The 26,902-nt window shown below is 53.3% G+C and carries 18 protein-coding genes; 3 read left to right on the forward strand and 15 right to left on the reverse strand.

Annotated features, from left to right (window positions below; translation table 11 throughout):
- Positions 1–4: 4 nt before the first annotated feature.
- From ACO064_RS00195 to ACO064_RS00215, 5 genes are all read right to left on the reverse strand, one after another.
- The gene (locus ACO064_RS00195) at positions 5–3,262 is read right to left on the reverse strand and encodes a histidine kinase dimerization/phosphoacceptor domain -containing protein (RefSeq protein ID WP_421825411.1); all 3,258 of its coding nucleotides are present in this window, start codon (positions 3,260–3,262) and stop codon (positions 5–7) included.
- 408 nt (positions 3,263–3,670) lie between these two features.
- Positions 3,671–4,384, reverse strand: coding sequence for an RraA family protein (locus tag ACO064_RS00200; protein WP_138991762.1), 714 nt, complete (start codon positions 4,382–4,384; stop codon positions 3,671–3,673).
- Between the two features lie 42 nt (positions 4,385–4,426).
- A complete protein-coding gene (locus tag ACO064_RS00205; RefSeq protein WP_421825412.1) occupies positions 4,427–5,278 on the reverse strand; it encodes a LamG-like jellyroll fold domain-containing protein in 852 nt (283 codons plus the stop codon).
- A complete protein-coding gene (locus ACO064_RS00210; RefSeq protein ID WP_421825413.1) occupies positions 5,275–6,534 on the reverse strand; it encodes a spinster family MFS transporter in 1,260 nt (419 codons plus the stop codon). The genes ACO064_RS00205 and ACO064_RS00210 overlap by 4 nt, the downstream gene beginning before the upstream one ends.
- On the reverse strand, positions 6,534–9,413 hold the full coding sequence (locus ACO064_RS00215) for a glycosyl hydrolase 2 galactose-binding domain-containing protein (RefSeq protein WP_421825414.1): 2,880 nt from the start codon (positions 9,411–9,413) through the stop codon (positions 6,534–6,536). Before ACO064_RS00215 ends, ACO064_RS00210 begins: the two co-directional genes overlap by 1 nt.
- A gap of 18 nt (positions 9,414–9,431) precedes the next feature.
- Between ACO064_RS00215 and ACO064_RS00220 the strand changes: the two genes are divergently transcribed.
- On the forward strand, positions 9,432–9,668 hold the full coding sequence (locus ACO064_RS00220) for a hypothetical protein (RefSeq protein ID WP_421825415.1): 237 nt from the start codon (positions 9,432–9,434) through the stop codon (positions 9,666–9,668).
- Positions 9,640–9,813 carry a PIN domain-containing protein gene (locus tag ACO064_RS00225; protein ID WP_421825416.1) on the forward strand — a complete coding sequence of 58 codons (174 nt, stop codon included), beginning with the start codon at positions 9,640–9,642 and terminating at the stop codon, positions 9,811–9,813. Before ACO064_RS00220 ends, ACO064_RS00225 begins: the two co-directional genes overlap by 29 nt.
- On the opposite strand, the gene ACO064_RS00230 is transcribed toward ACO064_RS00225, so the two are convergent.
- The 9 genes from ACO064_RS00230 to ACO064_RS00270 form a co-directional block, all read right to left on the reverse strand.
- A complete protein-coding gene (locus ACO064_RS00230) occupies positions 9,795–10,589 on the reverse strand; it encodes an SDR family NAD(P)-dependent oxidoreductase (protein ID WP_421825417.1) in 795 nt (264 codons plus the stop codon). The genes ACO064_RS00225 and ACO064_RS00230 overlap by 19 nt on opposite strands.
- A 187-nt stretch (positions 10,590–10,776) precedes the next feature.
- Positions 10,777–11,967, reverse strand: coding sequence for an enolase C-terminal domain-like protein (locus ACO064_RS00235; protein WP_421825418.1), 1,191 nt, complete (start codon positions 11,965–11,967; stop codon positions 10,777–10,779).
- A gap of 69 nt (positions 11,968–12,036) precedes the next feature.
- The gene (locus tag ACO064_RS00240) at positions 12,037–13,413 is read right to left on the reverse strand and encodes an endo-1,4-beta-xylanase (protein WP_421825419.1); all 1,377 of its coding nucleotides are present in this window, start codon (positions 13,411–13,413) and stop codon (positions 12,037–12,039) included.
- A 114-nt stretch (positions 13,414–13,527) separates the two neighbouring features.
- A complete protein-coding gene (locus tag ACO064_RS00245; protein WP_421825420.1) occupies positions 13,528–14,976 on the reverse strand; it encodes a RagB/SusD family nutrient uptake outer membrane protein in 1,449 nt (482 codons plus the stop codon).
- An 89-nt stretch (positions 14,977–15,065) separates the two neighbouring features.
- Positions 15,066–18,065, reverse strand: coding sequence for a SusC/RagA family TonB-linked outer membrane protein (locus ACO064_RS00250; RefSeq protein ID WP_421825421.1), 3,000 nt, complete (start codon positions 18,063–18,065; stop codon positions 15,066–15,068).
- Positions 18,066–18,253: 188 nt separating this feature from the next.
- Positions 18,254–18,991, reverse strand: coding sequence for an IclR family transcriptional regulator (locus ACO064_RS00255; RefSeq protein ID WP_421825422.1), 738 nt, complete (start codon positions 18,989–18,991; stop codon positions 18,254–18,256).
- A gap of 163 nt (positions 18,992–19,154) precedes the next feature.
- Entirely contained in the window at positions 19,155–21,965 is a 2,811-nt protein-coding gene (locus ACO064_RS00260) for a M14 family metallopeptidase (RefSeq protein ID WP_421825423.1), read from the reverse strand.
- A gap of 159 nt (positions 21,966–22,124) precedes the next feature.
- Positions 22,125–22,946 carry an acetolactate decarboxylase gene (budA, locus tag ACO064_RS00265; protein WP_421825424.1) on the reverse strand — a complete coding sequence of 274 codons (822 nt, stop codon included), beginning with the start codon at positions 22,944–22,946 and terminating at the stop codon, positions 22,125–22,127.
- 316 nt (positions 22,947–23,262) lie between these two features.
- Positions 23,263–23,658, reverse strand: coding sequence for a Dabb family protein (locus ACO064_RS00270; RefSeq protein WP_421825425.1), 396 nt, complete (start codon positions 23,656–23,658; stop codon positions 23,263–23,265).
- 215 nt (positions 23,659–23,873) lie between these two features.
- Here ACO064_RS00270 and ACO064_RS00275 point away from each other — a divergent pair, with 215 nt between their 5' ends.
- Positions 23,874–25,196, forward strand: coding sequence for a DEAD/DEAH box helicase (locus ACO064_RS00275; RefSeq protein ID WP_421825426.1), 1,323 nt, complete (start codon positions 23,874–23,876; stop codon positions 25,194–25,196).
- Positions 25,197–25,253: 57 nt separating this feature from the next.
- Here ACO064_RS00275 and ACO064_RS00280 read toward each other — a convergent pair whose 3' ends face one another.
- Positions 25,254–26,834, reverse strand: coding sequence for a serine hydrolase (locus ACO064_RS00280; protein ID WP_421825427.1), 1,581 nt, complete (start codon positions 26,832–26,834; stop codon positions 25,254–25,256).
- Positions 26,835–26,902: the final 68 nt, after the last annotated feature.

Below are 26,902 nucleotides of genomic sequence, written 5' to 3' on the forward strand. Positions count from 1 at the left end.
ACCTTTAGTCTTCGTTTTTCCGCTGATTGCGGTTGGTAAAGTAAATGGTAAAAGCAGCCCCGTTTTTCGTGGCATACTGCACGCTGCCACCAATCTGGCGGCTCAGGTCATTGACCAGTTGCAGACCCAGCGTCGACGCCCGGGCCAGATCGAAACCGGGCGGCAGACCGGGGCCGTTATCGGCATACAGCAACTGGTATTTCCCTTCGGTGAGCGAACGAATTTCCAGATGGATTTCACCGGCGGCTACTTCCGAAAAAGCATATTTAAAAGAATTGGACAGCAACTCGTTCAGGATCAGTCCCAGCGGAACGGCGGAATCAATATCCAGATGCAAATCCGGCACGGTGATTCGGATGACGACCGGTTTTTGTTTTTGAAAAACACGCTGAACCTGTCGGCAAAGGTCATTGATAAATCGTTTCAGATCAATCGTGCTGAGGTTTTCGAACTGGTACAGGTTCTGGTGAATCAGCGCAATGCTGCGGACCCGGTTTTGGCCATCCCGCAAGGCATCTTTAGCGGTTTCATCCGTCAAGCTCCTGCTCTGAAGTTCCAGCAAGCCCGAAATAACCTGCAGGTTATTCTTGACCCGGTGGTGAATTTCTTTCATCAGCACATCCTTTTCCAGCAGCAAATCCGACTGTTCGGCCAGGGAGCGTTTTAACTGGACGGTTCGTTCATTAACCGTTTGCTCCAGCTTTTTTTTATCATCCGCCAATTGTTTTATTCTGAACTGAATGAAGAAGTAAACCGCCAGCAAAAACAGCAGGATGGCCCCGGAAATAAACCACCATTGCCAATAAAACGGCTTTAAAACGGTCAGGGGAAGTATCAATTCACTTTTGCTCCACGCTCCCTCCCCGTTTTGTCCTTTGATGTGCAGGGTAAATTCGCCATAGGGCAGCCCACTGATGCGGATGGAATTCTCCGTGATGTAATTCCAGTCCTTATCGATGCCTTCGATTTTATACGCATACCGGTGCGCTTCTTCTTTGGTAAAATCCAGCAATTGAAATTCCAGGGTAAAAAACCGGTCATTGGGTTTCAGCGTAATGTGTGCCGTGTTCAGCAGTTCGGTGGTTTTGTTGACCAGCTCATTTTGAGAGCTGACAAACTGGTTAAACGCAATGATCCGCAACGGCACTCGAAGCACGGTGGTATCGGCTCTGAAATCCCGGGGATAAAACGCATTGACACCGTCGATGCCCCCAAAAAAGAGCCGACCGTCGCTGCTTCGAAACGAAGAAGTTCGGTTGAACTCGTTGTGTGTAATGCCATCGACGGTGGTGTAGGTATTGACAGAAAACGACTTTTGGTGAAAGCGGATCAGGCCGTAGTCAGAACTGATCCAGAGATGGTCAAATTCATCGGGTTCAATCCGGTACAACACATCGGACGGAAAACCGGCGGTGATGTTGAACTGCCGGATTGCGTTGATTTTGGGGTCCCAGCGGTATAACCCTTCGCCGTTGGTGGCCAGCCAGAAAATCCCGTCGGCATCCCGGTAAGCATCCAGTAAACTCAGACCATTGAGAAAAGGGGATTGGATTTTGACGAATGACGATGGTCGATTGACCGCCGACGATGGACCATTGACGATTGACGATGGTCGGCGGTCAACGGTCAATCGTCCATCGTCCATCGTCAGTTTAAACAACCCATTCTCGGCCACGGCCCAGACGGCACCGGTATTGTCTTTAAAGAACCGGTACACAAATTTGGCTTCGGGCGTATTGGGCGGTGTCACGGAAAGCGAATCGAACCGGCGGGTATTGGAATTGAACAACGAAAAACCGGTGGTTCGGCCCAGAAGCAACAGGCTGTCGTTCAACGAAAACAGCGACCAGATTTCCGACCCCTGCCCGCCCGGAATGGTTGTAATCGTATTCTTCGCTACATCGTACCGAAACAGGTTATAACCGCCAACGTAAAGATTCGAATCGTGTTGAACAATCGCATATTTAATTTCCTCATCGGAAACCGACTGTAGTTTACCGCCCTGCTGTCCGAACGTGTGCGCCCAGATATTGGCAACGATCGGGCCGGTTTTCTCCGCATATATTCCCCGGGCCTGGCTGTTGGGCTGGACGGTTTGCTGACTGATGGAAAAATACGGCACGAACCGGTTCTTTTCAATCGTCAGTTGCAGCACCCCGAGGGAAGTACACAGCCAGAGGTTGCCCAGATTGTCCGGAAAAAGCCCGTAGATAAACAGATTTTCAAATCCTTTCCAGTCCGGTTTCGCCACGATTTTCAAAAAAGCATCTTCCTTCCAGAGGTAAAGCGCATCCGTACTGATGTACAAAATGGAAGAAAGGGCATTGGTTGCAACCACAATCTGATACCAGTACCGGTCTTTTACCGCGTTCAGGTAGTATTTTTGCGGATCCCCGACGGATTCAAACCGGCCTTTTCGGGTCAGCTTGCCAACAGCAAAGTGATCCACTTCGGTTTTGGTGTTGTAGGTAACGAGCAGTTCGTTTTGGCGCGTAAAACCCAGGGGTAATGATCGCAACACATCCTTTTGCGTAAAGGCAAAAACCGTATCACTCGTGATCAGATACTGGGTGTCCTGGTTGGTTAATTTCAGCAGGGCATTTCCGTTTCCGAACACGCAAAAAGGCCCGGTAACACGGTGGTTGATCTCTGACTGGGTTCGATCCCAGCCTTTCAGTTCGTGGCGGAGCCGAAACCCCCGTTCGGAAGAATATTTCCAATACCGGAAGGGAAAAGCCGTCAAAAAACTGACTTCATCGGTACCGTCATTGGCGATCCAGTAGACATCCTGCTCTTTAAACGGCAGGTTGGGAAAAGCCGCCGTCAGTGTTTTAACTTCCTGCGTCGTGGCATCCATCACATCCACTTTTCCATTGGTGGTGAGCTGGAACCCCGTACTGCTGTAGGCAATGAACAAGTGATTGGCATCATCTTTTGCCAGTTGCACCACTTTATTATCCTGCAGATGATTCCGTTGTCGGGTAAAAAGCAGACAATCTTTCCCATCATAACGGTTCAAGCCGTTGCGGGTGCCAAACCAAAGAAAACCGGCGGCATCCTGTAGCCCACAAAACACCTCGTGAGAAGCCAGGCCATTTTCAATAGAAAGCAATCGCTTGGTAATGGTGTAGTCCGAAGGCGCTGGTGTCAAGTTGTTTTGCCCCGGCAACGAATGACCGATCAGCAGGAAAACCAGAACCAGGGGGCTGCGAAAAATAGAAGAAAAGAGGTTTCGCTTTAAAAGCCAAACGAACCGGGCCATTGTAAAGGGTCTTAAAACCGCCGGCTAGATACGATAGATGTTCATAAAGCGCAACAATTATTTCGTTATTGTTCCCGCAGAACCATAGCTGGTTGCTCCATAACCGCTTTTTGCCCGGCCTTGTCCCCCCTTTAGGGGGCGGTGGGGCAACCACAAAATCACCGCCGGATTCCTATTTGGCTTATCAGCCCACTGCTTTAGCTGTGGGTATAGCGAAAAGTACCCCCTTCCAACAAAACCGTTTTAACGGTTTGCGGGACGATGAAACCGTTAAAACGGTTCTGTCATGATTCGGGTTTGTTTCCATTTACCCCACCGCTAAAGCGGTGGGCTGATAAACATTCAATTAGGCAGTTGTTGTGTTGAATCACTAAAACGTCACCGGGTTTGCCAGACACAATCCCCCTTTTAAAACCGCCCGAATTCTTTGTAGACATCGAAGGGATCACGCCCGGTTGCCATGGCTTCCCGGCTGCGGGATTCACTGGCAAACCACTCTTCGGCCAGTTCCAGAACCGGAATGGTCAGGTCGTACGGCACCACTACCACACCATCGTTGTCGCCGAAAATGTAATCGCCGGGGTTCACTTTCAGCAACCCATCCATTCCCTTCACAAAAATGGGAATCTGGTAATCCACCACCATAAACCGCCCGAAGGCTTCGACCGGATTCCGAAACCGGCAGAAGGTCGGGAAGTCCATGTCGATCAGGTAGTTGGAATCCCGCGTGGAGCCGTCGATAACCGCCCCAACGCAGCCGTGGGCAGCCGCTGCCGTAGCCGAGATTTCGCCGAAATGCCCGCAGGAAGTGTCGCCCTGGGTGTCGCGAATCTGGACAATCCCCGGTTTCATGCTTTTGAACATGCCGAGCCGGATGTCGTGGACTTTCGTGTCCCGGCTGGGCGTTGCCACGCCGTGGGCCGTAAACGCCGGACCAGCCACTTTCATGGTGTGGGTCAGCGGATACACCCCGCTGGCCATGCACTGCTTGTGATACCCGAGGTGTTCGAGGGCGTCCGAAACCAGGCCCGTATACAGCGTGAGATACCGGCTCTGGATTTCCTGCCAGTCATAGTTAACGTCCACTTGCCGAACAGGATACGAATTCGTCATTACTTCCATTATGCTACGTAGTTAGTGAGTTAATACTCGATTTTATTGTTGTTAACCGCCGTTCCCGACCGGGTTCGGCAGCGGATTATTGTGATGAATCTGCTGAATTTCTCCGGCGGACAACGCCCGGTCGAAAACCGCCAGACCGCCCAGTTGTCCGACAAAGTCGTTGCCGATGGCTCCCAGCCGGTGAACGGCCCCCACCGTGAAGTCGGAGCCGGTTTCGCCCCCGTCGAAAATACCTTCGGCATACGGATACGGATTCCGGCCGGGCCGCACGTCGAACCGACCGTTGTGGTACGACCGGATTTCCCGCCCGTCGTACGTCATAGCCAAAAACGTCCACGCATCAAATGGCACGGGCGTCTGGCCGATGGACACATCGACGCACCATTTTTCGCCGGGGGTCGGCCCGCCCACGCCCGAAATGTGGCCGCACACCTGGTCGGCGCTCTGGTGCAGCCGGATGTTCAGAAACAGGCAGTACTGCCGCATTTTCCGGGTTTCATTCCACAGCCCGGCAATGGCTTCGCATTCGGCGTTGTGGTTGCTTTTGGGTTGACGTTTCACCCAGGCCAGCACCGTCACCTGGGCGTTTTTGCCGTGCATGTTCAGACCGGGACAGTCGGCGCGGGGAATTGTCAGGTAGTCATGTTCCCTGATATCCAGGGAAAAATCCGACAAAACACCGCCTTTCACCATCGGCACCGGCCCGGTTGGCTCCTGCAAGCGGTAGGCATATTTCCCTTTGGAGAGCAAAGGCTGTTTCTCCGAAAAATCCCAAAGACACAGCAAGTTCGGAACCGACACCAGGGATTGATCCGGTGGCGTGGCTTTGCTGGAAGACATCATCATCATACCGCTGAGCAGGGTGGTTTGCGTTAGAAAAGTTCGTTGGTTCATTCGATTGGTTCGCGGTCTCTGTCAAAAAACCAGAGGGCTCCGCTGCCGATAAACAGGCTCCCCAGTACGTAAACTCCTGAAAGACTGGCGAGACCGAGCGTCAGACCCAGCGTGGGTTTCAGAACACCGAGCAGATAGGGGGCCGAAGCCCCAATCAGAAAGGCGCAGGCCAGCATCAACCCGTAGGCCGACGAGCGGATTTTGGGCGACACCACCTCATACAGCGAAGCGACAATGTTGGAATCGTACCAGCCCCGAAAAATACCAAACAGAAAGAGGGCAACGTAGGTCATGGTCTGCGTCTGGCTCATGCTGATCCAGTAGATAAACGGCGCTCCCAGCAACAAGCCCAATGCCTGAACGACCAGCCGACTGCGGGGGTTGGTTTTCGCGAAATGATCGGAAATTCTGGCACCCGACAACACCCCCAGAAAAGCCCCGAGGTGGTGGTAGAACAGAGCCGAAAAACCGGCATCGGTCAGGCTCATCCCGAACTTGTCGACCAGGAACGAAGGCATCCAGGTCAGGTAGCCGACGTTGACAAAAACCATGCAGCCAAAACCCAGCGTCAACATGATGACGGTTGGTTTTCGAATCACAATGCGGGCGGTTTCGCCGATTTCGGCCAGCAACGGTTTTTGCGGGTCGGTTTTCAGAACGGGGGTGTCTTTCGGAATTCGGATAAAAAACACCACCGCCAGCAAAATCCCCAGCCCGCCGAAGAGGTAAAAAGCTTTTTGCCAGCCGTATTGCTCCCCGATGTACCCCGCAATAATGCCGCTCAGGATAATCCCGAAATACACCGCCGTCTGGTGAATCGACAGGGCAAACGACCGGCTTTCCCGGTATTTTTCGCCCAGCAGGGCATTCGCCGAGGGCGCATAAAACGCTTCGCCCCCGCCCGTGGCAATGCCCCGCAGCAGAATGAATTGCAGAACGGTTGCACAGAAACCCGTCAGCAGGGTTGCGCACGACCAGAATAGCAGACAAAACCCAAGAATATTCCGGCGCGAAAACCGGTCGCCAACAAAACCGGCGATGGGTACCAGCAGCCCGTAGGTCCAGACCAGCGCAGAAGCAATCAGGCCCAGTTCGGCATCGGTCAGGCCGAGGTCCTGGCGGATGAGGGGCAGCACGACGCTGAAAATCTGCCGGTCGGCCTGGTTCAGAAAAAACGCCAGCCAGAGCAGCGTCAGCAACTCCCAGCGAAAACCGGTCGGTTTTTGCGTTACAACGGGGGCGGGTTCGGTCATCATCAGGGAAGTTTAGCGGTGATCGTTGGGGCATTCCAGGCACTGACCGACAAGCTGGCATTTTTGCGGGTTTCGGGTTCCCGCCAGAGGACATCGAGCGTCAGTTCCTGCGTTTCGCCGGGGGCCAGCCAGTTGTAATTGTCCGACGCGACGATGGCCCTTTTGGTGCCGGTAATATCGACTTTGGTCATGAAAGCCGGGACGTTTCCGATATTGCGGATCCGGACCCGAAGGCGGCTCTGGTCTTTCCCGAGCGGTTCGCCGGACACTACTGCCGAAGTCAGCGACGTAACGGTTTTGGCAACGGTGGCCTTCAGAAACGGCCCTTTTTCCAGCGTCGGCCACGGAATGGGGGTGCTGACGTATTTCTGGTAAAAACCGTCTTCTTCCAGCATCGAAAGGCTGCGGGGGAAATAAAACGAACGGGACAGCAGCTTTCCACCGGCATCGTGCAGTTCGATGAGAATCAACAGAAACCGGTCGCGGTAGTTGGCAGGAATCGTAAAATCCCCAGCATTCACTTTGCTCACCGAGGTGCCTGCGCCGACGTTCACCGATTTTTCCTGTTGCCAGAGGGTTTTAAACGCATCGTCGAACACCCGAACGCTCACTTTCGCACCGGCAATTCCCGTTGGTACTGAATGCGTTATCTTTACGGGAAGCGCCATGCGTTCACCCGGTTTCCAGAGCAGTCGCGGCAGGTCGATGGCCACGTGGGTGGGTTCGTAAGTTCGTTTCAGGAAGTAATACGGCGCACCGGCATTCCCGAACCAGTCCAGCATCTGAATGGCAATCACGGGCCAGTGGCGTTTGAAAACCCACGGCATCAGCCCCGCCGTGACGGGGTAATTGCCCTGCATTTTTTCGGACAGAATCTGGTAAAACTCCCCCGCTCCGATTTGGGAAGCTTCCGCAATCGATTCAATCGTTGGGTCAGCCATGTCGGCAACGTGCGACGCCCGGCTTAACATCCGGGGGACACGACTGGGGCCGTATTCCGTAAAATGGTGGATAAATTCCGGGTGAGCATCCCCAAAACTTTTGTCCCACATTTTGCCCAGTCCCGTAAACTCTTTGTGGTCAACGGTTTCGTAGAACAAACCCGCTTCGGGAATGCTGTGCATCCCGGTTTCCGACACCCAGGGTTCGAACTGGTAACTGCGGTTATACCAGGTTGGGTCCATGTCGGGATAGGCGTGCATGGAGCCGTCATCGGGCGTGGTGCGCACGAATAATCGCGATTTGTCAAATATATCCAAGTTGCGTTCCAGAATCCCGATGGACTTCGCATTGCCGGACGAATACGGATTGAACTCATTGCCCCCGCACCAGATCACCAGCGAGGGGTGATTGCGCAAACGGGTGATGTTCTGAACCACCTGGGCTTCCCAGATGTCCTGCGGAAAATCGGGCGTGTCCTGGTTGCCGATCGGGAAATCCTGCCAGACCATGATGCCCAGTTCGTTGCAGATGTCGTAGAAGGTGTCGGTTTCGAGCAGGCCACCACCCCAGATGCGGATCAGTTGCACACCCCTTTTTTTCGCGGCTTCGAGCGTCCAGCGGTAGCGCTCTTTCGGCAAATCGAGCAGAATATCCTGGGGCGTAAAATTCATGCCTTTGACAAAAATCTTTCGGCCGTTGACCACAAACTGCCAGTTTTCCCAGCGGTCGGCAATGCGTGGTCCGGCGGTGGCGACCCGGTCGATGGTGCGAATCCCGTAGTCGAATTGCAGGACATCGGAGGCTTTCCCGGCCCGTTTCAGAGTTACTTTTACCGTATACCGGTTCGGCTCTCCCAGCCCGTTCGGCTGCCAGAGCCTGGGGTTGGGCAGGGTCAGGTCGTGTTCAAACCAGTTGCGCCCTTCATACACGCTGAGCGGGAATTCCTGGGATAAAACCGTGTTTTGGGCCGAAATCAGCTCGACCAGCAGGCTCAGTTTCTCGTTGATCGGGCTAAAAACCGTCCCTTTTTCGTTGGGATGGTTCAACTGCGTATTGTTCCACGGGTGCAGTTGCTGCTGGAGCGAATGGCGGTTGGCAAACACTTCGCCCGAAAGGTGCAGCTCGGCTTTTCCATTCGTCAAGGTTTTGGTGGTCAGATAAGGCCGCTCCAGGTGAACCGGCGGCACTATTTCCAGACGAGCCCCCTGCCACATGCCCACACTGAAAAACGCTTCGCCCCCCGAACCGCCCGAGATCACCCAGGGTTTGATGATCCGGCCACTGGCCCGCGGATTAAAACCGGTTCGTTTGGAAAAATCATAGTCGCCGGTCGAAGTTCGGGGCAGAGTTTCGTAATCCGTAGCCTTGTTGCCCCAGTTTCCGGCGCGCACTTCCACCGTAATTTCATTCGCCTGCCCCCATCTGACCAATCGGCTGATTTCAACCGAAGGGCCGCCAAACATACCCTCGTGAACCCCCACCAGGCTGTCGTTTACCCAGACTTTCGAGAAATAATCGACGCCGTCGAAGCACAGAAAGAGCAACGAACCCTGCGCAGACGCCGGGAGGTCTACGGTTTTCCGGTAATACCAGACCTTTTCTTCCAGCCAGCGGTATTGCGTCGAGTTTTTGTGGTAATAGGGATGCGGTAATTTTCCGGCTTTGAAATACACCCAGTGAACCGAATTGGGAACGGTAGTCGGAAATGGGTCTTTCCGGGGCGTCTTCAAATCCGCTACGGGCGCATCGGTGTGCGACAATTCCCAACCGCTCCCCGACAATTCGATGTGCTGCGCTCCGGTGCGGGGGCTGATGCGGTACGGGCTCCAGAGTTTCGGGCTTTTGTCATCCGACGACACCGATCCCGGCTGGGCCGAAACCGAACCGACCGTCAGGAGTGTTGTGAGTAGGAAGAACAAATAAATCGGATTATCTTTCATTGTTAAAAAGCTAAGGTCATGGAAGCACTCAAATTTGTACAAAGAGTTACCGACGATACGCTGGTGTTGCCGATGCCCCCATCGTATCGGGAGCAAGAGGTCGAGGTGATTGTTTTGAAGAAAGAATCGGCTCCAAAACCGGAACTGACGAAAGAAGAAAAGCTGAAAATTCTTCGCAAATACAGAGGTACCTTGCCAAAGTGGGAGCCTGGCCCTGATTTTGAAGATGAAAACATACAATTTGCTTCCGAATGATGCCATTATACTGGCACATTGTCTGACTGCGGGTATCCATTACTTGGCTTCTTACGATTCTGATTTTCAAATTCCCTGCGCAAGCGAAGGCGTTACATTAATCGACACCGTCGAGGTGTTGCACGCTCATTTTCCGGCTTCATAAGGACCCGGTTTTCCGTATCCGCGCATCAGCAGCAAACCGCCGTCGAGGGTGATCGTTGAACCGGTCATGTAACTGCCCGACGCCACCAGATCGACCAGCACTGCCGCCACCTCCTCAGCCTGTCCCAGTCGCCCGGCCGGAATTCCCTGACTGACTTCCTGAAGCAAGGCCGGATTTTCCCAAACCGCCCGGTTGATGTCGGTCTGAATGGCCCCGATGGCGAGCGTGTTCACCCGAATCTGGTGCGGAGCCAGTTCCATCGCGACACCTTTCATCAGGGTTTCGAGCGCCCCTTTGGTTGCGCCGTAGAGACTCAAGCCCAAACCGGGTCGGATGCCGTTGACTGAGGTAATCGTCCAGATGCTTCCCGCAACACCCTGCTTCACCATGTTTCGGGCCACCGACTGGGTCAGGAAGGTGGTGCTTTTGAAATTGACCGCGTTGAACTGCTCAAAATCAGCCTCCGTTACATCCAGAAAGTGCTTTTTGTACGAAACCCCCGCGTTGTTGACCAGCACATCCAGCGACCCCACCAGTTCCCATGCCTGCTCGCCCAGGCGGATGGCCTGAGCGGTTTGCTGTAAATCGGCCTGAAGCACATGAGCAACACCGCCCTGCTGCCGGATCGTGTCGGCAACGATTTCGGCGTCGGCCCGGTTTTCGTGAAAGTGAATCACCACCGCACACCCTTCCTCCGCCAGCCGCAGCGCAATGGCCTTTCCAATACCACCCGACGCCCCCGTAACCAGCGCTTTTTTACCCGTCAATCTCATCATTCAGCGTCCCTATTAATGTTGTTTGCTAGTCGTTATTATTGTTGACATCATCACATTCTGTCCCTAAATCCCCTGAAGGGGACTTTTTGCGCCCGGTAAATTCTGCGTCCAAGTCCCCTTCAGGGGATTTAGGGGCAGCACACGATATTCACTATTCGTTATTCAGTGTTCATTATTCCCTATTCCTTCACATTCCTCCCACTGTCGGAAACCAATCCGGCCGATACGGGTCCTGGTGAAAACGGGCGTAGTAATCGCCTTTCTCCTCGTAATATTTTTCGTAGTGTTTCATCTTGTCCTCATCGAGCGTGACGCCCAGCCCCGGCCCGGTGGGCACCTTGATGCAACCGTTTTCGTATTTCATCAAACCGCCTTCGATGATGTCGTCAGTGAGGTAATGGTAGTGAGCATCACCGGCAAAATTCATGGTCGGAATGGTGGAAGCCGTATGAATCATGGCCGCCAGTTCAATGCCAAATTCTGCCCCGGAGTGCATGGCAACGCCCAGATTGAAGGTGTTACAAACCGCAGCCAGGTCTTTCACCCCACGCGGCCCTTCCCAATAATGCAGGTCCGTCAGCACAATGTCCACCGAACCCATCCGGATGGCCGGAGCGAGGTCGTCGAATTTGGCGGGATACATGTTTGTTGCCACCGGAATGCGAATCTGCTTGCGGACGGCGGCATTGCCTTCCAGCCCCCACGACGGATCTTCAAAATATTCGAGGTTCAGATCTTCCATCCGGCGGCCCATCTGCACGGCGGTCTGCACCGACCACAAGCCGTTCGGGTCGATCCGCAAGCCGAAATCGTCGCCCAATTGCCTGCGGCAGAGTTCCAAAACCCGAACTTCCTCTTTGGGAGCCATCACCCCCGCTTTGAGCTTCATCGCCTTGACGCCCAGCGTTTCGTGCAGTTCCTGGCAATAGTCGGCCAGATCCTCGGCGGTTTCGTCGTGCCCCCCACCCGGCCGGTCATACCGCCAGAACAGATACGCAATAAACGGCACTTCGTCGCGGATGCGCCCGCCCAGCAAATCGCTCATCGGGCGACCCAGCACTTTACCCTGAATGTCGAGACAGGCCATTTCGAGGGCGGCATACAGGCGGGCATTGGACAGATAATAAATGCTCCGCAGCACCTTCAACTTCATGATTTCCAGTTGAAACGGATCGAGACCGATGATGCGCGGTTTCAGCTTTTGCAAAGCGCCCCGTTGGTCTCCCCCGCCCACTTCCCCCAGTCCGACAATGCCTTCGTCGGTGATGACTTCGACAATCGTCCGGAGAAAATAACCGGGATGCACGCCGGTATTGTGGCGAAGCTGGGCGTTGAGCGGAATGGCCACGCAGCGGGTTCGCAGGTCGATGATTTTCATACTTGTTTTTTTGATTGCCGTATAAGGGCCTTATTCTACGATTTTAATGCGAATCGACCATGAGCCTTTTCAGTCGAGCACCACGACCTGCGTGCGGGCACCACTTTTTGGAAACTGAACTTCTTTCTCGTATTTCTTCCCGTTCCGTTGTGTAACCACTTTATACGTACCGTAGAAGCCCTTGTAACTTACCGCGTTATTTCTGGGCGAAGTCGTTACGTTCGTGCGCCACTCTTTGTTAATCAGCCGGTCCAACACGTCGTAAGCGGGCTTTTTGGTAAAGTCACGGTTTAACAGGCCGCCTTTCCATTTGTCTTCGCCGGGCACCACCGTACCATCCGGTTTGATCCGGGCGGGCGCGGCTGTTCCATCGACCAGATTCCACCAGATGATGCCTTCTACGTTGGGGTGACTAAACCATAGTTTGTAGTAATTTTCCGTCATGACGGCCTGGTATTCAGGGCCTTTTTCAGATAAGGCCGATACTGTAATTTCGGTAATGTGAATGGGCAAATTGAAGTCTGCGTACAAATCGAGGGTGTGGAACAAGGTAGAAGGCGTCATGGCTTTCCCTTTCAGAATCTGCTCATATTCAGGCTCGCTGAAGTTATGAAACTGCATTCCGATCGCATTGATTTTGGCATTCCGTAACAGCAGATTTTCGGTGAGCAGATAATCGGCATTGTATTCACGCTTGTTGCTGCGTCCCCAGATACCGGTAGTGAAGTTGAGCGTAAACACATTGCTGTTCGGGAAATGCCGCTCGCTTTCTTTAAACGCCTTCAACGCGAAATCTTTCGGCATCAGTACGTCGGCGTGGCGGTCGGTTACTTCATTGACGACGTCCCAAATCTGAATGTCGTGACCGTATCGCTCACCGATTTCCTGGATGCGTTTGCTGATTTTCTGCTCCATGATTTTTTCATCCTTCGGTAGCCAGGTTGGCAGCGACCAGCGCGGATTGTCCCACACGAGCGTATGGCCTTTGGGCGTGAGATTGTGTTTCCGGACAAACTCCATCACCACGTCGGGCGCGGGACGGCGGTAACTATAGGGGCTGTCTTTTCCAAAACGGAGTTTGCCCGGCTCAGGCTCCAGTTCAGGCCAGTAGAACGGAATGGTCACGAAATTGAATAGTTTGGCAAAATGCTCTTCATACAGCGCATCTTCTTTCGGATTCCGGAACCCCTTCACCATAAAACCGTTGGCTCCGAAATAAAAATCGTGGCGGGTTTGTGTTAACGAAACCTCACCGGTTGAAACGGGATTGCCTTCTTTATCTGTAAACTGAATGGTGAAGGCCCCCATCCGGTTTTCGCGGATGCCATCGGCAATCCGTTGCTGGATGGCGGGGTCGTTCCACTGATTTTTATACTCGTCGGAAAGCTGGGCCGAAGCCTGAAGGGCTGATACGGTTAGGAATGCAGCCGTGACAATGTGTTTCATCTTTAATGGTTATCCGGTTGGAAATGGGCGGGCTGGTTGTTTTTTTGGAAATTTTCAATTGCCCGGTTGAGCCTGTTTCAGAGGTTCGTCTTGTCGGGTATCGAAAACCAGCAATCAATACCCCGGATTCTGATCAGTCGCGGTAAGAGCCGTGTTATAATTCAGTTCCGAAACCGGAATGGGCCAGAACAGGTGTTTATCGGCCACGTCTTTCCCGGTGGCGGTTTTGATCACCTCTTTCAGTTTGGCCGGTCCGAGCCGTTTCAGATCGAGCCAGCGTTTGGCTTCATACTGCGTTTCGTAGCCCCGCTCTTTCAGCACCAACTCGTGAAAATTCGTTGCGGTGTAGTCCGCCGGTTTGAAATCCACGTCCGAAACTGCCGTTGGCACCTTTCCGTAGGCCCGGCGGTGCACCTGATTCAAAGCCTCCATCGCAGCCGCCGTTGGCCCGGTTCCGGCCCGGCTGGCGGCTTCGGCATACAGCAACAGAATATCAGCGTAGCGGTAAATTGGAAAATCATTGCCCGCGCCGTCGCTGGTAGCCGCAACCGGGTCCGAGAACTTCTTACACAAAATGCTGTTTTTCCCCAGACCAATATCCCAGCTATACCAGAAGGCGGTTTTCCGTAAATCCTTTTCATCCCAGGTTTTCTGCATCGGATTGCTCTGGGTATCGCTGTAGTGGGCATAAAAACCGCCCGCGCCGTGGAGTCTCGAACCCGGATGGTGCGCAAACATCGCCAGATACATCCCCTGCCCACCCTGACGGGTTGCTTTCAGATACCAGATTTCTTCCGTCGAAGTAACGACTGTCGGGCCGAACACTTTGCTGTCAAAATCGGCAGCAACCGCCACCGGCACCAGCGAAAACTTCCCGGATTTGATGATTTCATCGGCTTTGTCGCGGGCTTCGGCATACTGGTTCCGGGTAAAATACACTTCCGCCAAAGCCGCCTTGGCCGCCCATTTGGTGGCCCGGCCCACCTGCGTACCTTTGTCGGGCAGGTTGGCTTCCGCTTCTTTTAAATCACTCAGGATCAAGGTATACACTTCTTCGGCGGTGTTGCGCTTGACATTGGGTTCACTGAGTGTCGCTTCGGTGCGGATCGGCACGCCACCCCAGTTGCGGACCAACCAGAAATACGCGAAAGCACGCAGGTATTTGGCTTCAGCGACATACTTCGTGACGTCGGCCGGGCTGATGCTGGTGCCTTTCGGAGCATTCTGAATCACCAGATTGGCATTGCGGATGCTGAGGTAGAACAACCGCCAGCCGTCGTCGGTCCGCGGAATGTTCGTGCTGTTCAGTCCCTGAAAATCGCTCAGCACCTGGTAGCTGCCCCGCCCGTAACTGTAATCGGTATACGCTTCGAGCTGCGCACCCAACTGCCCCGTGATGCCATTGGTGGCCCGGAGCTGGGCGTATGCCGCATTCACGGCGGCTTCTACTTCACTGGCGGTATTGTAAAACGTCTCCACCGCGACGGCTTTGGGCTTCTCAACCAGCACATCCTCGCAAGCCAGCAGGCTGAGGAATAAGGGAAGGAATAGGATCTTTTTCATATCTATTTGTGATTGAGCGAATGAGTGATTGAGTGAATTATCCATGCGACAGCCACTCAATCGCTCATTCACTAATTCGCTCAATAAAATTAAAACCCGACCCGCAGGCCGAAGGTGACGGATTTCGAGGTGGGATAGCTGTAATGGTCGATGCCCTGGCCGATGGAATTGGCGCCCCCCTGCGAGTTGGTTTCCGGGTCCCACCACGAGTATTTTGTGAGGGTCAGCAGGTTCTGGCCACTGGCGTAGACCTGCGCCGTTCGCATCCAGGTGACGCCCATTTTCTGCAACGGCAGGTTGTAGGCCAGTTGAATGTTTCGCAGGCGCAAATACGACCCATCTTCGACAAAGCGATCGGAGTAATTGTAGCTGTTGGCGCGGGAAATAACCGGGTATTTCGCCGTGGTGTTGGTCGGCGTCCAGTGGTTATACAACACTTCACGCGGCATGTTCAGCCCAAAACCGTAGTCGAGCGTGTTGTTGATCGAACTGACGTTGACCAGGTTATTGCCTTGCGTTCCCTGCACAAAAAACGTGAGGTCGAAACCCCGGAACGACATGGCCGAATTAAAACCGTAGATAAAGTCGGGATTGGGATTGCCGATGATGGTTTTGTCGAGCTGGTTGATCACGTTGTCGCCGTTCTGATCCACATACTTCACCTTGCCCTGTTCGGTGTAGCCGTTTTCCACGTACCCATAAAACACGCTCATCGGCTGGCCTTCGCGCAGCAGGTTGGCGGCATCGCTGATGAGCGTTACGCCCACACTGCCGCCCAGAATGTCCTGCCCGCCGTTCAGCTTGACCACCTTACTGCGGTTGAACGAGATATTGCCGTTTACATCCCACTTAAAGGCCTTGTCGAGAATGCGGGCTTCCAGCCCAATTTCCAGGCCTTTGTTCTGAATTTGACCGACGTTCCGAATCGTGCTCGTAAACCCGAAACCGCTTGGTAACTGCACCGTATTGAGGAGGTCACGGGTGTGTTTGATGTAATAATCGAGGGTCAGGCGGAAGCGGTTGCTGAGAAAACCCGCGTCAATCCCGAAGTCAGTTTGCTCGGTGGTTTCCCACTTCAGGTTGCCGGGCAACTGCGTTCCGGGGGCGAAGGTGTTGTAGAGTGCATCGTCGAACACGGTTTTTCCCGCCGACAGGTTGTTGAGCGTCGCATATGCCCCAATCGCCTGGCTACCCGTCAAACCCCAGCTTGCCCGCGCCTTCAGGTCGGTAATGAACGGCACATTTTTCATAAATTCTTCTTCCGATACCCGCCAGGCCAGGGCGCCGGAGGGGAAATAGCCCCATTTGTTGCCTTCGCTGTATTTGGAAGAACCGTCGGCCCGGAAACTGATCGTAGCCAGATACTTGTTGTTGTAGCTGTAATTCACGCGCCCCAGATACGACAGCAGCGTGCTGAGCGAATAGCCCGTTCCCGGAATGCCCGGTGTTGCTGCCGAACCCAGATTGGCGGTTTCGGTGATATCGCTCAGAAAGCCCACGCCCGACGCGTTCAATGATTTGCTCAGAAAATCCTGGTAGGTGAACCCGGCCACCGCTGAAATGCTGTGTTTGACGGCAATGGTTTTGATGTAGCTGATCGTGTTTTCACTCAACAGGCTCATTCCCCGGCTTGTCGACACGCTGGCACTGCCCTGGGAGTTGACAAATTTGGTCGTTGTGTAGGAATCCGTACGGTCATCGCTGTTTTCAATACCGCCGGAAATCTTGATGGCCAGGCCGTCGAACGGTTTGAATGTCAGGGCCGCATTGGCCAGCACCCGGTTGGCATCGACATCGTCGGAAGACTGGTAGATGTAATTCAGTGGATTGGTCAATACGTTGGAAATGAAAGGATAAGCCGTTGCCAGCACGCGATACGAACCGTCTTCGTTGTATGGAGTCAGGGTTGGCGGGGCCGAAATGGCCGCTGAGATGAGCGAACCGCCCCGGTTGCCGCCCCCCGAATTCTGGCGGCTCGTTGTGATTTTGGTCAGCGTGGCACCATACGACAGGTTGAGCTTTCGGCTGACATCCGACGAGATGTTGGCGCGGAGCGAATACCGCTTGTAGTCACTGCCGATCACAATGCCCTGCTGATTAAAAATACTCCCTCCCACCGAATACCGCGTTTTCTCGTTGCCTCCGCTGATGGTCAGGTTGTGCGTCTGCATGGGTGCTTTCCGGAAAATCAGATCCTGCCAGTCGAATCCTTCGCCAAAACCGTCGATTTGCGCCTGCGTAAAATACGGGGTCACTTTGTCCGTCGTGGCCTGTTCATTGTAGAACGTCGCATATTCCCGGGCATTCATCAAATCCAGCTTTTTGCGCAGGGTCTGGGTGCTGTAGCTGCCTTCATAATCTACCTGCATTTTGCCGGATTTGCCCTGTTTGGTCGTAATCAAAACCACCCCGTTCGCGCCCCGCGACCCGTAAATGGCCGTGGCCGAGGCATCTTTCAGAATTTCGATGCTTTCAATATCCGTGTTGTTGATGATGGTCGGATTGCTGCCCGAAGTCGGAAAACCGTCCACCACATACAGTGGTTCGTTGCTGCCCTGAATCGAGTTGGTGCCACGGATCCGGACGCTGATACCGGCCCCCGGCGCTCCCGTGTTCTGCGTCACCTGCACACCCGGCGCCCGGCCCGACAACGCCTGGAGGACGTTGGTTGCCGGAAATGCGTTCAGCTCTTTGGCCTTCACCTGCGCCAGGGAGCCGGTCAAATCCGACTTCCGGACCGTTCCGTAGCCCACGACGACGACCTCATCCAGTTGCCGGGAATCGACCACCAGAGCGGCATTGATCACCGACTGGTTTCCGACGGCGATTTCCTGCGCCACATAGCCCACCGACGAAATGACCAGCGTTGCATTGGCCTGATTGGCCAACGTGAGCCGGTAATTTCCTTCCGCATCCGTTGTGGTCCCCGTTGTGGTTCCTTTGAGCGAAACCGACGTACCCGGCAAGGGCGCATTGTCGGCCGCCCCGGTTACACGGCCCGTTATCACCACCGATTGCGTCCATCCGATCGACGGGATCAGCAGAACCGCCAGACAGACACGAAGCCATCTATAAAGGTTTTTTTTCATAGAGTTCAGCATTTAATTTTTATATTATAAAATCTAATTTTATTTCATTGCAATTCTAATCACAAATTCGGATTCACTCCAAATTATTTTCAATTTTTTTATAAAAAATAGTCCTTTCAGTCGATCTATGGATTTCTCCGGGCACAAAAAAAGGGCCGAAGCCCTTTTTAAATTCATCATAAACTACTTTAAATCAGTCTTTTATTGATCTTCTCGGCTGAGTTCCGAAGAGAAGCAATCAGTTGTCTTTTGTCGAGCGCCATGTAACGGTATTCGGGCAGGTAGATGCTGAGACTGGCCACCACCAGGCCATTCTTGTAAATGGGTACTGCCAGCCCCATGACATGGCGGTTGGCAATCGTTTGCAGGGCCAGTTCTTCCCGGCGAATAAGCGCCAGGGTTTCCAGCAGGTTCGATTCGGATTGAATTTCGGGCCAGGAATCGCCGGTTGGCAGACCAAATTTTGCGATAAACCGCTGCTTCTTTTCGTCGGGGAGCATCGCTATCAAAAGCCGCCCGGAAGCCGAATCGTACACCGGCTTGATGTCGGTCGTCCGCACCTGTAAATCCTGTTCAGCGAACGTTCGATACAACGCAATCCGCTGATTATCTTTAAGAACAGCCAGCAAACAGTTTTCATTAATGTGCAGTGTCAGGGCGTCCATTTCTTCACGGGCCGCTTCCAGTAAGTCTTTCTGATACGATTTATTTCCCGTTAAGTAATACGATTTGGCACCCAGAATATACCCTTTTTTGGTACCGACCTGCTCGACATACCCCCGGGTGACCAACGTCTTGAGAATGTTGGCGCAAGTACCGTGGTTTAGACTTAAGCCGTCGGCCAGTTCCGTGAGGGATTTGGGTTTCTCCGGTTCATTCGCAATTTGCTCCAGCAGGTCGAGAGCGCGGTTAATTACCTGAATCATTTTACATCAATTTTATAATGCAAAATAAATGCAAATTATAACAAACCAAAAATCATCTTGCCAAATCCTTAGCAACCGGTCTGTGAAACAAAACTGGCCGGGATCAGAACTGCGTTTTGCAGCACCAATCCCGGCCAGCGGAATGATTCAGTATTCGACCCGGTTACGGCATCGACGTCGAATACAATTGGTTAAACAGCAGTTTGAACGTGCCCTGCGCCTGCGCGCGGAAGGTGATTTCCGGACCAAAGGCGTAGAGTTTGCCGGAACCGACGGGGGCCATGAAAGCCGCAACACCATCCTGCAAATAGGCCTGTCCCCAGGCCCAGCCACTCCGCAGCGGTTTGTCGGTCGAGAACCACGCCAGAGGTTTTACGGTCCCTTTCGCCACAGCATCCGGAGAGATTTTGAAAACCGGGCTGGCGTCGAAATACACATCCGTTTGCTTCGCCATACCCCAGGTCGCCTGCTGGGTCGAATCCAGATCGATCCGCAGTATGCTGCCGGGAATGTAGTATTTTTCGTTCGACAGTGGCCGTTCCTGACCCGCATTGGTCATTTCCACCAGCGCATTTTTCACCGGCAAACCCAGGTGATAGGCGAGGTTGGTGCTGCTGCCGATGGTGACAACATTGCCGCCTGCTTCCAGAAATTTCCGGAGTTCCGGAATCGACTTTTCGGCGGTAATCTTGCCCAGCCACGGCCGGAATTCGGCGGGCAACTCTTCGGCTTTGGGTTCCCGGCTGGCATAACCGCCACCTTCGCCCGGCCCACCGCTACGGGTAGCACCCGCTGCCGGAATGGCCCGGGTCACGAATACAATGACGTCGTATTTCTTCTTCAAGTCACCGGCGTCAATGTCCTGCGAATACACCACCTGCATCGGAAAATGGTATTGTTCCATGATCCAGCGCACCCAGCCCGACGGCATCGATCCGCCGTAGGCATCCCACAAGGCAATCCGCATTGGAGCCACTTTGACCAGCGAACCCGTCGGTCGTTTGGCCACACCAACTACTTCCAGCCCCAGTTCTTTGGCCGATTTGTCCAGAATCGACTTCGCTTTGGCCGAAGCCGGAACAAAGAACGCGCCCGCGCCGAGCGACGATTTACCGCTAACACCGGTCGGTAACCGGAACACCTCAACACCCGATTTCAGCAAATCATTGACCGCAATGAAGGTGTTATTGGCCTGCGCGCTCAGCGCGTATCCAGCCGCAGCCGTCGCGTCGATTTTTCCTTTCGGCGACTGCAATTCGCCATACGGCAGTTTTTTGAACGGCCCATCAAACCCTTCCAGAATCCGGTCGACTTTGACACCCATCTGGAACGCCAATGTCCAGCCAGCAGCATCGTAGGGACGAACCGGCGGTCCACCGGGATACTGGAAATCGTTCGGGTGATCCTGCGGTTCGAACATGTCCAGCACGTGGGGCCGGAACGCCTGATCGGTTTTGACGACGTACGAACCCGCCGGATATTTTTTGCCCGCGACCGTAAAATCAGCCGTGGCTTCCTGAATCTGAATCCCGGTTTTGATGAGGGCGTTGACAAATTTGACCGCCGTGGCAAAATCCGGTTGGTCGGCCGAAATGATAAACCCGCGTGGGTCCCGTAGCGCCGGATCTTTCAAAACCGCATCGAAATATTTCACCGGAATTCCACCACCACGCGGCAGCAAACCGTATTGATCGGGCGTCGTAGCCCCGGCGGCTCCGGGAGCGGCTTTTTTCAAATCCGCCTGGTGCAATTGATTGATCGCATCGACACGTTTCGGCGAAAGCGTCCAGTAATCGGTGCTGCCGTGTTCAATGGCATTTTTGCCCATCTTATAAATGTTGTACAGCAACTGATCGCCGTGACGGGCCGCATAATCCAGCGTCGCGTAATTGAGCGAGATCGAATAATCGATCGACTGCTTGAAATGCCACTTCTGGGGCGTTACCGGAAACGGCGTATTACCGTTGGGAATCAGGCGATTGGGGACGAGCGGCACATCTTCGGGCGTCGGATTCCCGATGATTTCCGTCAGCAAACCGATCATGTTGTGGAAGTGCGTCGTTGTGCGCAATCCACCGTTGTACCAGGTTGAGAAAACCGAACCGCCCAGTCGCGTAAAACCGGGTTTGTTTTCGGAATTCAGCCGGTTGATCATGGCCGCACCGAGGGCGTCGATTCCGGTGATCATCAGCGGTTCGAAGACGTAATTGAACGGGTCACGATACGGCGGTCCTGCCAGCACCGAACCCGCCGGGCCACGCTGGTGGTGGTTGTACATAATTTGCGGCAACCACTCGATAAACAACTGACGACCAATATTTTGCGACTCTTTCATGTTCATGATGAAAAAATCGCGGTTGTTGTCGTGACCCGCGTATTTCTGATACAGACGTGGCACATTTTCCAGCAAACGCTTTTCCGGTTTGGGTTCGCGCATATACCAGCTACTGACCAGTTCCTGTCCATCAGGATTGGCGTGGGTGAGCAGAATCACCACGTTATCCAGAATCCGCAGCGTTTCGGGGTCTTTGCGGCTCACCAATTGCCAGGCGGTTTCGATCAGTTGCATGGTGCCGACGGTTTCGGTGGCATGCAAGCCACCATCGATCCAGACCACGGCCTTTCCTTCGGCCGCCATCGCGCGGGCCTGCTCATCACTGATGCCTTCGGCGCGGGCCAGTTTGGTAGAAATTTCCTTGTAGCGGTCGAGTTTTTTGAGATTTTCGGGCGACGACACGATGATCATGTACTGGTGCCGCCCCTCTTCCGTCATGCCAATATCGACCAGTTTAGTGCGGTCCGAGGTGGCTAATTTTTTGAAATACGCTTCGGTTTGGGTGTAGGTGGCGAGTTGGTAGTCGTCACCGATGTTGAAACCGAAATGTTCTTTGGGTGAGGGAATCGTCTGCGCCTGAACGGCGGTCAGATTCAAAACCAGCAAGAAGAATAAACCTTGTAAAAAATGTCTTCTCATAGGAAATCGGATTAGTTCGTTGGTAAGACGAAATAAGCTATTTTTCTGATTCCATAAATCAGTTACAAAATATAATTTTATCATTTATAATGATTGCCATATATTTTATGGAAAATTACAGAAACAAAAGCTGTTGTGTGGCGCAAATCTCCAAACCAGCTACTCAATCTTCTTCAGCTCCTCCTGCCGGTCCTTGTCCAGACTGACTTTGTCGAAGTCAGCGTTGGTGTTCAGTTCCACGCTGTACCCCTGAATTTTGTCAATCTCGACGGTGAGGTTGTTCGTCGTAAAATCGAAGATATGCCCACCGGCTTTGTGGTCGTCGGTCAGGTAATGAAAGTGAAAACCGGGGACATTGACCTTCGCCAGATAGCCCGGCAACAGAAAGCCGATCACCACACCACGCGTGTTGGTGAGGTTGAAAAGGTATTGTTCTTTGGCGAGGTGGTCTTTCAGCGACGGATACGGTTTTTGGGCGGCACCGGGCGCGCGGGCCGTCAGTTTCGGAAAGTCGCCTTTCATCCGGATGGCATACATTTCATTGGCGGGCAAAACCGCCATCAGGTCTTTTTCAAGCTGGTCGAGCGTAGTTGTCCCGTTAATGGTAAAGGTGGAGTCCGCCTTGAAAAACTTTACAAAAGCAATCGACGTGCTGTCGGTGTCCGGCATCTCGTGAATGCTGCCGTCGGCGCTCACTTTGTACACCGTACCCTGATCGACGATCAGTTCGCCGTCCACCCGGTTGAAGGTGCCGATGCCAAAATCGCCTTTGGTTTTCAGTTGCCCCAGCGTCAGATTGCCGTCGAAGACCCCGGCGAGCAAGGCATCGATGATGGAATACTGGTACATGAAGTCATTAGTCTGGACGGTCTTGGCGGTTTCGGCGGGTTGTTGCTGGGTGCAGCCCTGCATTAAAAAAAAACCACCCAGCAGAATGGTTAGCATGTTGTTTTTAGCCGCAGCCGTTGAGTCAGTAGTCATTTGAGGGAGAAAGGGTTAAGTTTTACCCCGGAGGGGTTGAACAGCGAAGCGTCGGTAGTCGTTGCCAAAACCGACAGCGGTTATATTTTTTACCCCGGAGGGGTTAAACAGCGTAGCGTCTGCAGGTAGAATCCCGATTAACCGTTCCGCGTGCCGATAGGTACGCAACGATTCGCAGGGAAAATGGGGTTGCGTACCTGACGGCACGCGGATATGAAAATAACCGAATATTCTACTACCGACGCTGCGCTGTTAGATCCCTCCGGGATAAATGGCTTATATATCGAAATGAACCTAATTCCATCGTCGAAGTGGGTTACCGCTTCGGGCCAACGGAATCATAGACGATTACTTTTTCCCACAAGGCCGAATAGTCTTCCACGAATTTCAGGTGAATGGGATGCGTCTGGTAAATCTCTTCATCCATCAGGTTATCGAAAAAGCACAGCCACGACACGGCATACGAGCGTTCGATGACGGAACGGGTGGTCGGTGCCGGTGTACCAATGTGTACCAGTTTGATCGTCGGCACCTTCGCCAGTTTATTCAGGCCTTCTATTAGTTTGGCTTTATCGGCCTCGCTGCCCGGATTTTTCAGGTAAAAATAAACGTGGTGGACAAACAGCTCTTTCGGTGCGCTGCCTGATAACCCCAGACCGAGTCCGGCACCAACACTGCTTTTGACAAAGGCTCTGCGTGATTGTTCTTTCATAAAAGTTTGCTCCGATATTGAAGTTTCGTTGTGTTTTGTCCCCTTTAGGCCGGGCCGACGCTTCGGGATTTAGGGGTTAAAAGACAAAAATGAACAAGATTCTCCGATTTGCTGTCTGGTTCTGAAAAATACTTTCGCCGACCGAAAACCGCCCCAAACACCGGCTTATTCCGGGCAAATCGTCGGGGGCGGTTAAAATCCGTTACTTTTGCAGCATGGAAACCAACCTAGACCTTGCTCCCCTGCTTTCGAACCTGGGAATTGAAGCCTTCAACCCCATGCAGCGGGAAGCCCGGGAAGCCATCGTGGCCGAGAAAGCGGTTTTGTTGCTGGCTCCCACCGGTTCCGGCAAAACCCTCGCTTTTTTGTTGCCCATTCTGCAACTACTTAAACCGGAGCAAAAAACAGTCCAATGTCTGATTCTGGCACCTTCGCGCGAACTGGCGTTGCAGATTGAGCAGGTCTGGAAAAAAATGGGGACGGGTTTCAAAATCAACGTCTGCTACGGCGGACACCCAATGGCGACCGAAATTCAGAATCTGACTACACCACCGGCGGTTTTAATCGGAACACCGGGGCGCATCGCCGACCACATCGACCGCAAAACGGTCGACCTTGACAGTATTCATACGCTGGTGCTGGATGAGTTCGACAAATCGCTGGAACTTGGTTTTCACGACCAGATGTCATACATCATCGGCGGTTTGCGGAATCTTCAAAAACGCGTGCTGGTTTCGGCTACGTCCGGCATTTCCATTCCGGAGTTTACGGGTGTGCGTTCGCCGGTCAAACTCGATTTTATTCCCGACGATGACCGCGACAAAAGCCTGACGACGAAAATTGTTATTTCGGAGGAAAAGGACAAAGTCGATACGCTGTTTCGCTTGCTTTGCGCGCTGGATTCGGAAGCGGCTCTGATCTTCTGCAACCACCGTGATGCCGCCGAACGAACCAGCGCCATCCTGAACGAAATGGGCATTGTTTCGACCTTCTACCACGGCGGCATGGAGCAGGACGACCGCGAACGCGCTCTGATACAGTTCCGAAACGGCAGTGTCAGCTACCTCATCACGACGGACTTGGCCGCCCGGGGACTGGACATTCCCGAGATGAAATACGTCATTCACTACCACCTGCCGCTGCACGAACACGAGTTTTTGCACCGCAACGGCCGGACGGCCCGGATGCACGCTTCCGGAACCGCCTACATACTGCTGCACCGCAACGAAGAGCGCCCCCGCTATCTGCCCGAATCGCTCGACGAGTTTGTCATTCCGGCCAATCAGCCGCTGCCCAATCCACCCCAATTCCAGACGATTTACATCAGTGGCGGCAAAAAAAACAAACTTAATAAAATCGACATTGTCGGATTTTTCTCCCAGAAAGGCGGCCTGGAAAAAGGCGATCTGGGCCTGATCGAAGTGAAAGACTTCATCTCCTTCGCGGCCGTCCGCAAATCCAAAGTCAGGGAACTGCTGGCGAAGATCAAGGACGAAAAAATGAAAGGTAAAAAGTATAAGATTGAGGTGGCGAGGTAGGGGGATGGAGGATTGACGATGGACCATTGACGATTGACCATGGTCGGTGGTCAATCGTCAATGATCCATCGTCAATTTTTTCGTAAACTCCAGGTCGTGGAAGTCGTAACTGAAGTCGGTTAAGGGCGAAATGGCTTTCATTTTCATCGACACCGGTTTTCCTTCATAATCCAGCCCAAACATCACAAACGCATCGGCTTCCAGGCTCCGGTCGTTCCACTTCACCACGAACGTGTTGCCCTTATAAGGAAACAGTTCGCCCGATAAGCGCGGTGAGCGCTTCGATACGAACAGGAGTCTCAGGTTATCCGGCACAATCGAAACGTCGCCCAGCCACTTATCGTGGTAGGTTCCGGTGTAAAAATGAATCGGCGGTTTGGCCGCAGTACTCTCCTTTTCAGCCTTGACGGTTTTCCAGACTTCGTCGGTTACTTTGTCGGCATTAGCGGTATTTTCGCGCAGCCGGTCGCTGTACTCCTTCACGCGATCGGTGCCGGTGATCCCGAAATAACTGTCGAGAATCTGATTGGTAATGGCCGTGAAAGCCGCCCCGGATTGCTGGTTGGTCAGCACAATAATGCCCAGTTTTAGTTCCGGTATAAGCATCACCTGCGTCACCATACCGGGCAAGCCGCCGGTGTGCGAAATCTGTTTGTAACCCTTTGCATCGTTCAGTCGCCAGCCCAACCCGTAGGAACTGAAATGGGTGTTATAGGGGCCGGGCGCGCGCACCGGAATGATCGTCTGGGGCGACCACATGTCGTCCTGCACTTTTGCACTGAACAACGTTTTGCTCAAACCGTCGCCATATTTTCCACCATTCAATTGCATGATCACCCATTTGCTCAGGTCGTTGATGCTGCTGTTGATGCCGCCCGCCGAATTCCCGACGTCCAGCCGACCCCGCCTGACCGTCCGTAATTTGCCCTCGATCACGGCGTGGGCCTCAATGACGTTCGATTTATTTTTGAGCCGGGAAAACGACGCTGCGCTGTTTTCCATCTGGAGCGGTTTCATGATCCGGGTTTCCACAAATTCCTCCCAACTCTGGCCCGACGCCCGCTTCACCACCTCACCTGCGACCATATACAACAGATTGTCGTAATCGTATTTGGTCCGAAAACCGGACGTCTGTTTCAGATACCGCAGGTTATGAATCACGTCTTTCAACTGAAAATCACTCGAATCGGGAAAGAACATCAAATCTCCGGCGCCAAGGCCCAAGCCACTGCGGTGGGTCAGCAAATCGCGAATCGTAAAATCCTCGGTGACGTACGCATTGTATAGCCGAAACTCCGGGATGTAGTCGATCACCTTGTCGTCCCAGGTCAGTTTGCCCTCATCGACCAGCATGCCGAGCGTGGCCGCCGTAAACGCCTTGCTATTGGAAGCAATGCCGAATAGGGTGTTCGCGTCCACTTTCTGCGTCGAATGCATGGACCGGACGCCATAGCCTTTCGAATGAATCACGTTCCCATCTTTCACAATGGCGACGGCAATTCCCGGCACCTCGAAGGTTTTCAGGGTTTTCTCGACCAGTTGATCGATTTGGGGCGACGTGATGACCTGTGCAGAAGCCGGTTTTATAATCAGGAAACTGACCAATAGAAGGCCGATAAAGCGTATGGATGCTCTCATAAGGGAGATTTTGATGGGTTTTTAAAGATACGCAGTTCGCGCCGATTAATTATTCATCCATCCAGCAA

This window comes from Larkinella sp. (genome assembly GCF_965227735.1).
GTDB lineage: Bacteria > Bacteroidota > Bacteroidia > Cytophagales > Spirosomataceae > Larkinella.

Excerpts from the sequence above, each read along its gene's own strand:
- ACO064_RS00195 (WP_421825411.1), bottom strand. The coding sequence starts at position 3,262 with ATGGCCCGGTTCGTTTGGCTTTTAAAGCGAAACCTCTTTTCTTCTATT.
- ACO064_RS00200 (WP_138991762.1), bottom strand. The coding sequence starts at position 4,384 with ATGGAAGTAATGACGAATTCGTATCCTGTTCGGCAAGTGGACGTTAAC.
- ACO064_RS00205 (WP_421825412.1), bottom strand. The coding sequence starts at position 5,278 with ATGAACCAACGAACTTTTCTAACGCAAACCACCCTGCTCAGCGGTATG.
- ACO064_RS00210 (WP_421825413.1), bottom strand. The coding sequence starts at position 6,534 with ATGATGACCGAACCCGCCCCCGTTGTAACGCAAAAACCGACCGGTTTT.
- ACO064_RS00215 (WP_421825414.1), bottom strand. The coding sequence starts at position 9,413 with ATGAAAGATAATCCGATTTATTTGTTCTTCCTACTCACAACACTCCTG.
- ACO064_RS00220 (WP_421825415.1), top strand. The coding sequence starts at position 9,432 with ATGGAAGCACTCAAATTTGTACAAAGAGTTACCGACGATACGCTGGTG.
- ACO064_RS00225 (WP_421825416.1), top strand. The coding sequence starts at position 9,640 with ATGAAAACATACAATTTGCTTCCGAATGATGCCATTATACTGGCACAT.
- ACO064_RS00230 (WP_421825417.1), bottom strand. The coding sequence starts at position 10,589 with ATGATGAGATTGACGGGTAAAAAAGCGCTGGTTACGGGGGCGTCGGGT.
- ACO064_RS00235 (WP_421825418.1), bottom strand. The coding sequence starts at position 11,967 with ATGAAAATCATCGACCTGCGAACCCGCTGCGTGGCCATTCCGCTCAAC.
- ACO064_RS00240 (WP_421825419.1), bottom strand. The coding sequence starts at position 13,413 with ATGAAACACATTGTCACGGCTGCATTCCTAACCGTATCAGCCCTTCAG.
- ACO064_RS00245 (WP_421825420.1), bottom strand. The coding sequence starts at position 14,976 with ATGAAAAAGATCCTATTCCTTCCCTTATTCCTCAGCCTGCTGGCTTGC.
- ACO064_RS00250 (WP_421825421.1), bottom strand. The coding sequence starts at position 18,065 with ATGAAAAAAAACCTTTATAGATGGCTTCGTGTCTGTCTGGCGGTTCTG.
- ACO064_RS00255 (WP_421825422.1), bottom strand. The coding sequence starts at position 18,991 with ATGATTCAGGTAATTAACCGCGCTCTCGACCTGCTGGAGCAAATTGCG.
- ACO064_RS00260 (WP_421825423.1), bottom strand. The coding sequence starts at position 21,965 with ATGAGAAGACATTTTTTACAAGGTTTATTCTTCTTGCTGGTTTTGAAT.
- budA (WP_421825424.1), bottom strand. The coding sequence starts at position 22,946 with ATGACTACTGACTCAACGGCTGCGGCTAAAAACAACATGCTAACCATT.
- ACO064_RS00270 (WP_421825425.1), bottom strand. The coding sequence starts at position 23,658 with ATGAAAGAACAATCACGCAGAGCCTTTGTCAAAAGCAGTGTTGGTGCC.
- ACO064_RS00275 (WP_421825426.1), top strand. The coding sequence starts at position 23,874 with ATGGAAACCAACCTAGACCTTGCTCCCCTGCTTTCGAACCTGGGAATT.
- ACO064_RS00280 (WP_421825427.1), bottom strand. The coding sequence starts at position 26,834 with ATGAGAGCATCCATACGCTTTATCGGCCTTCTATTGGTCAGTTTCCTG.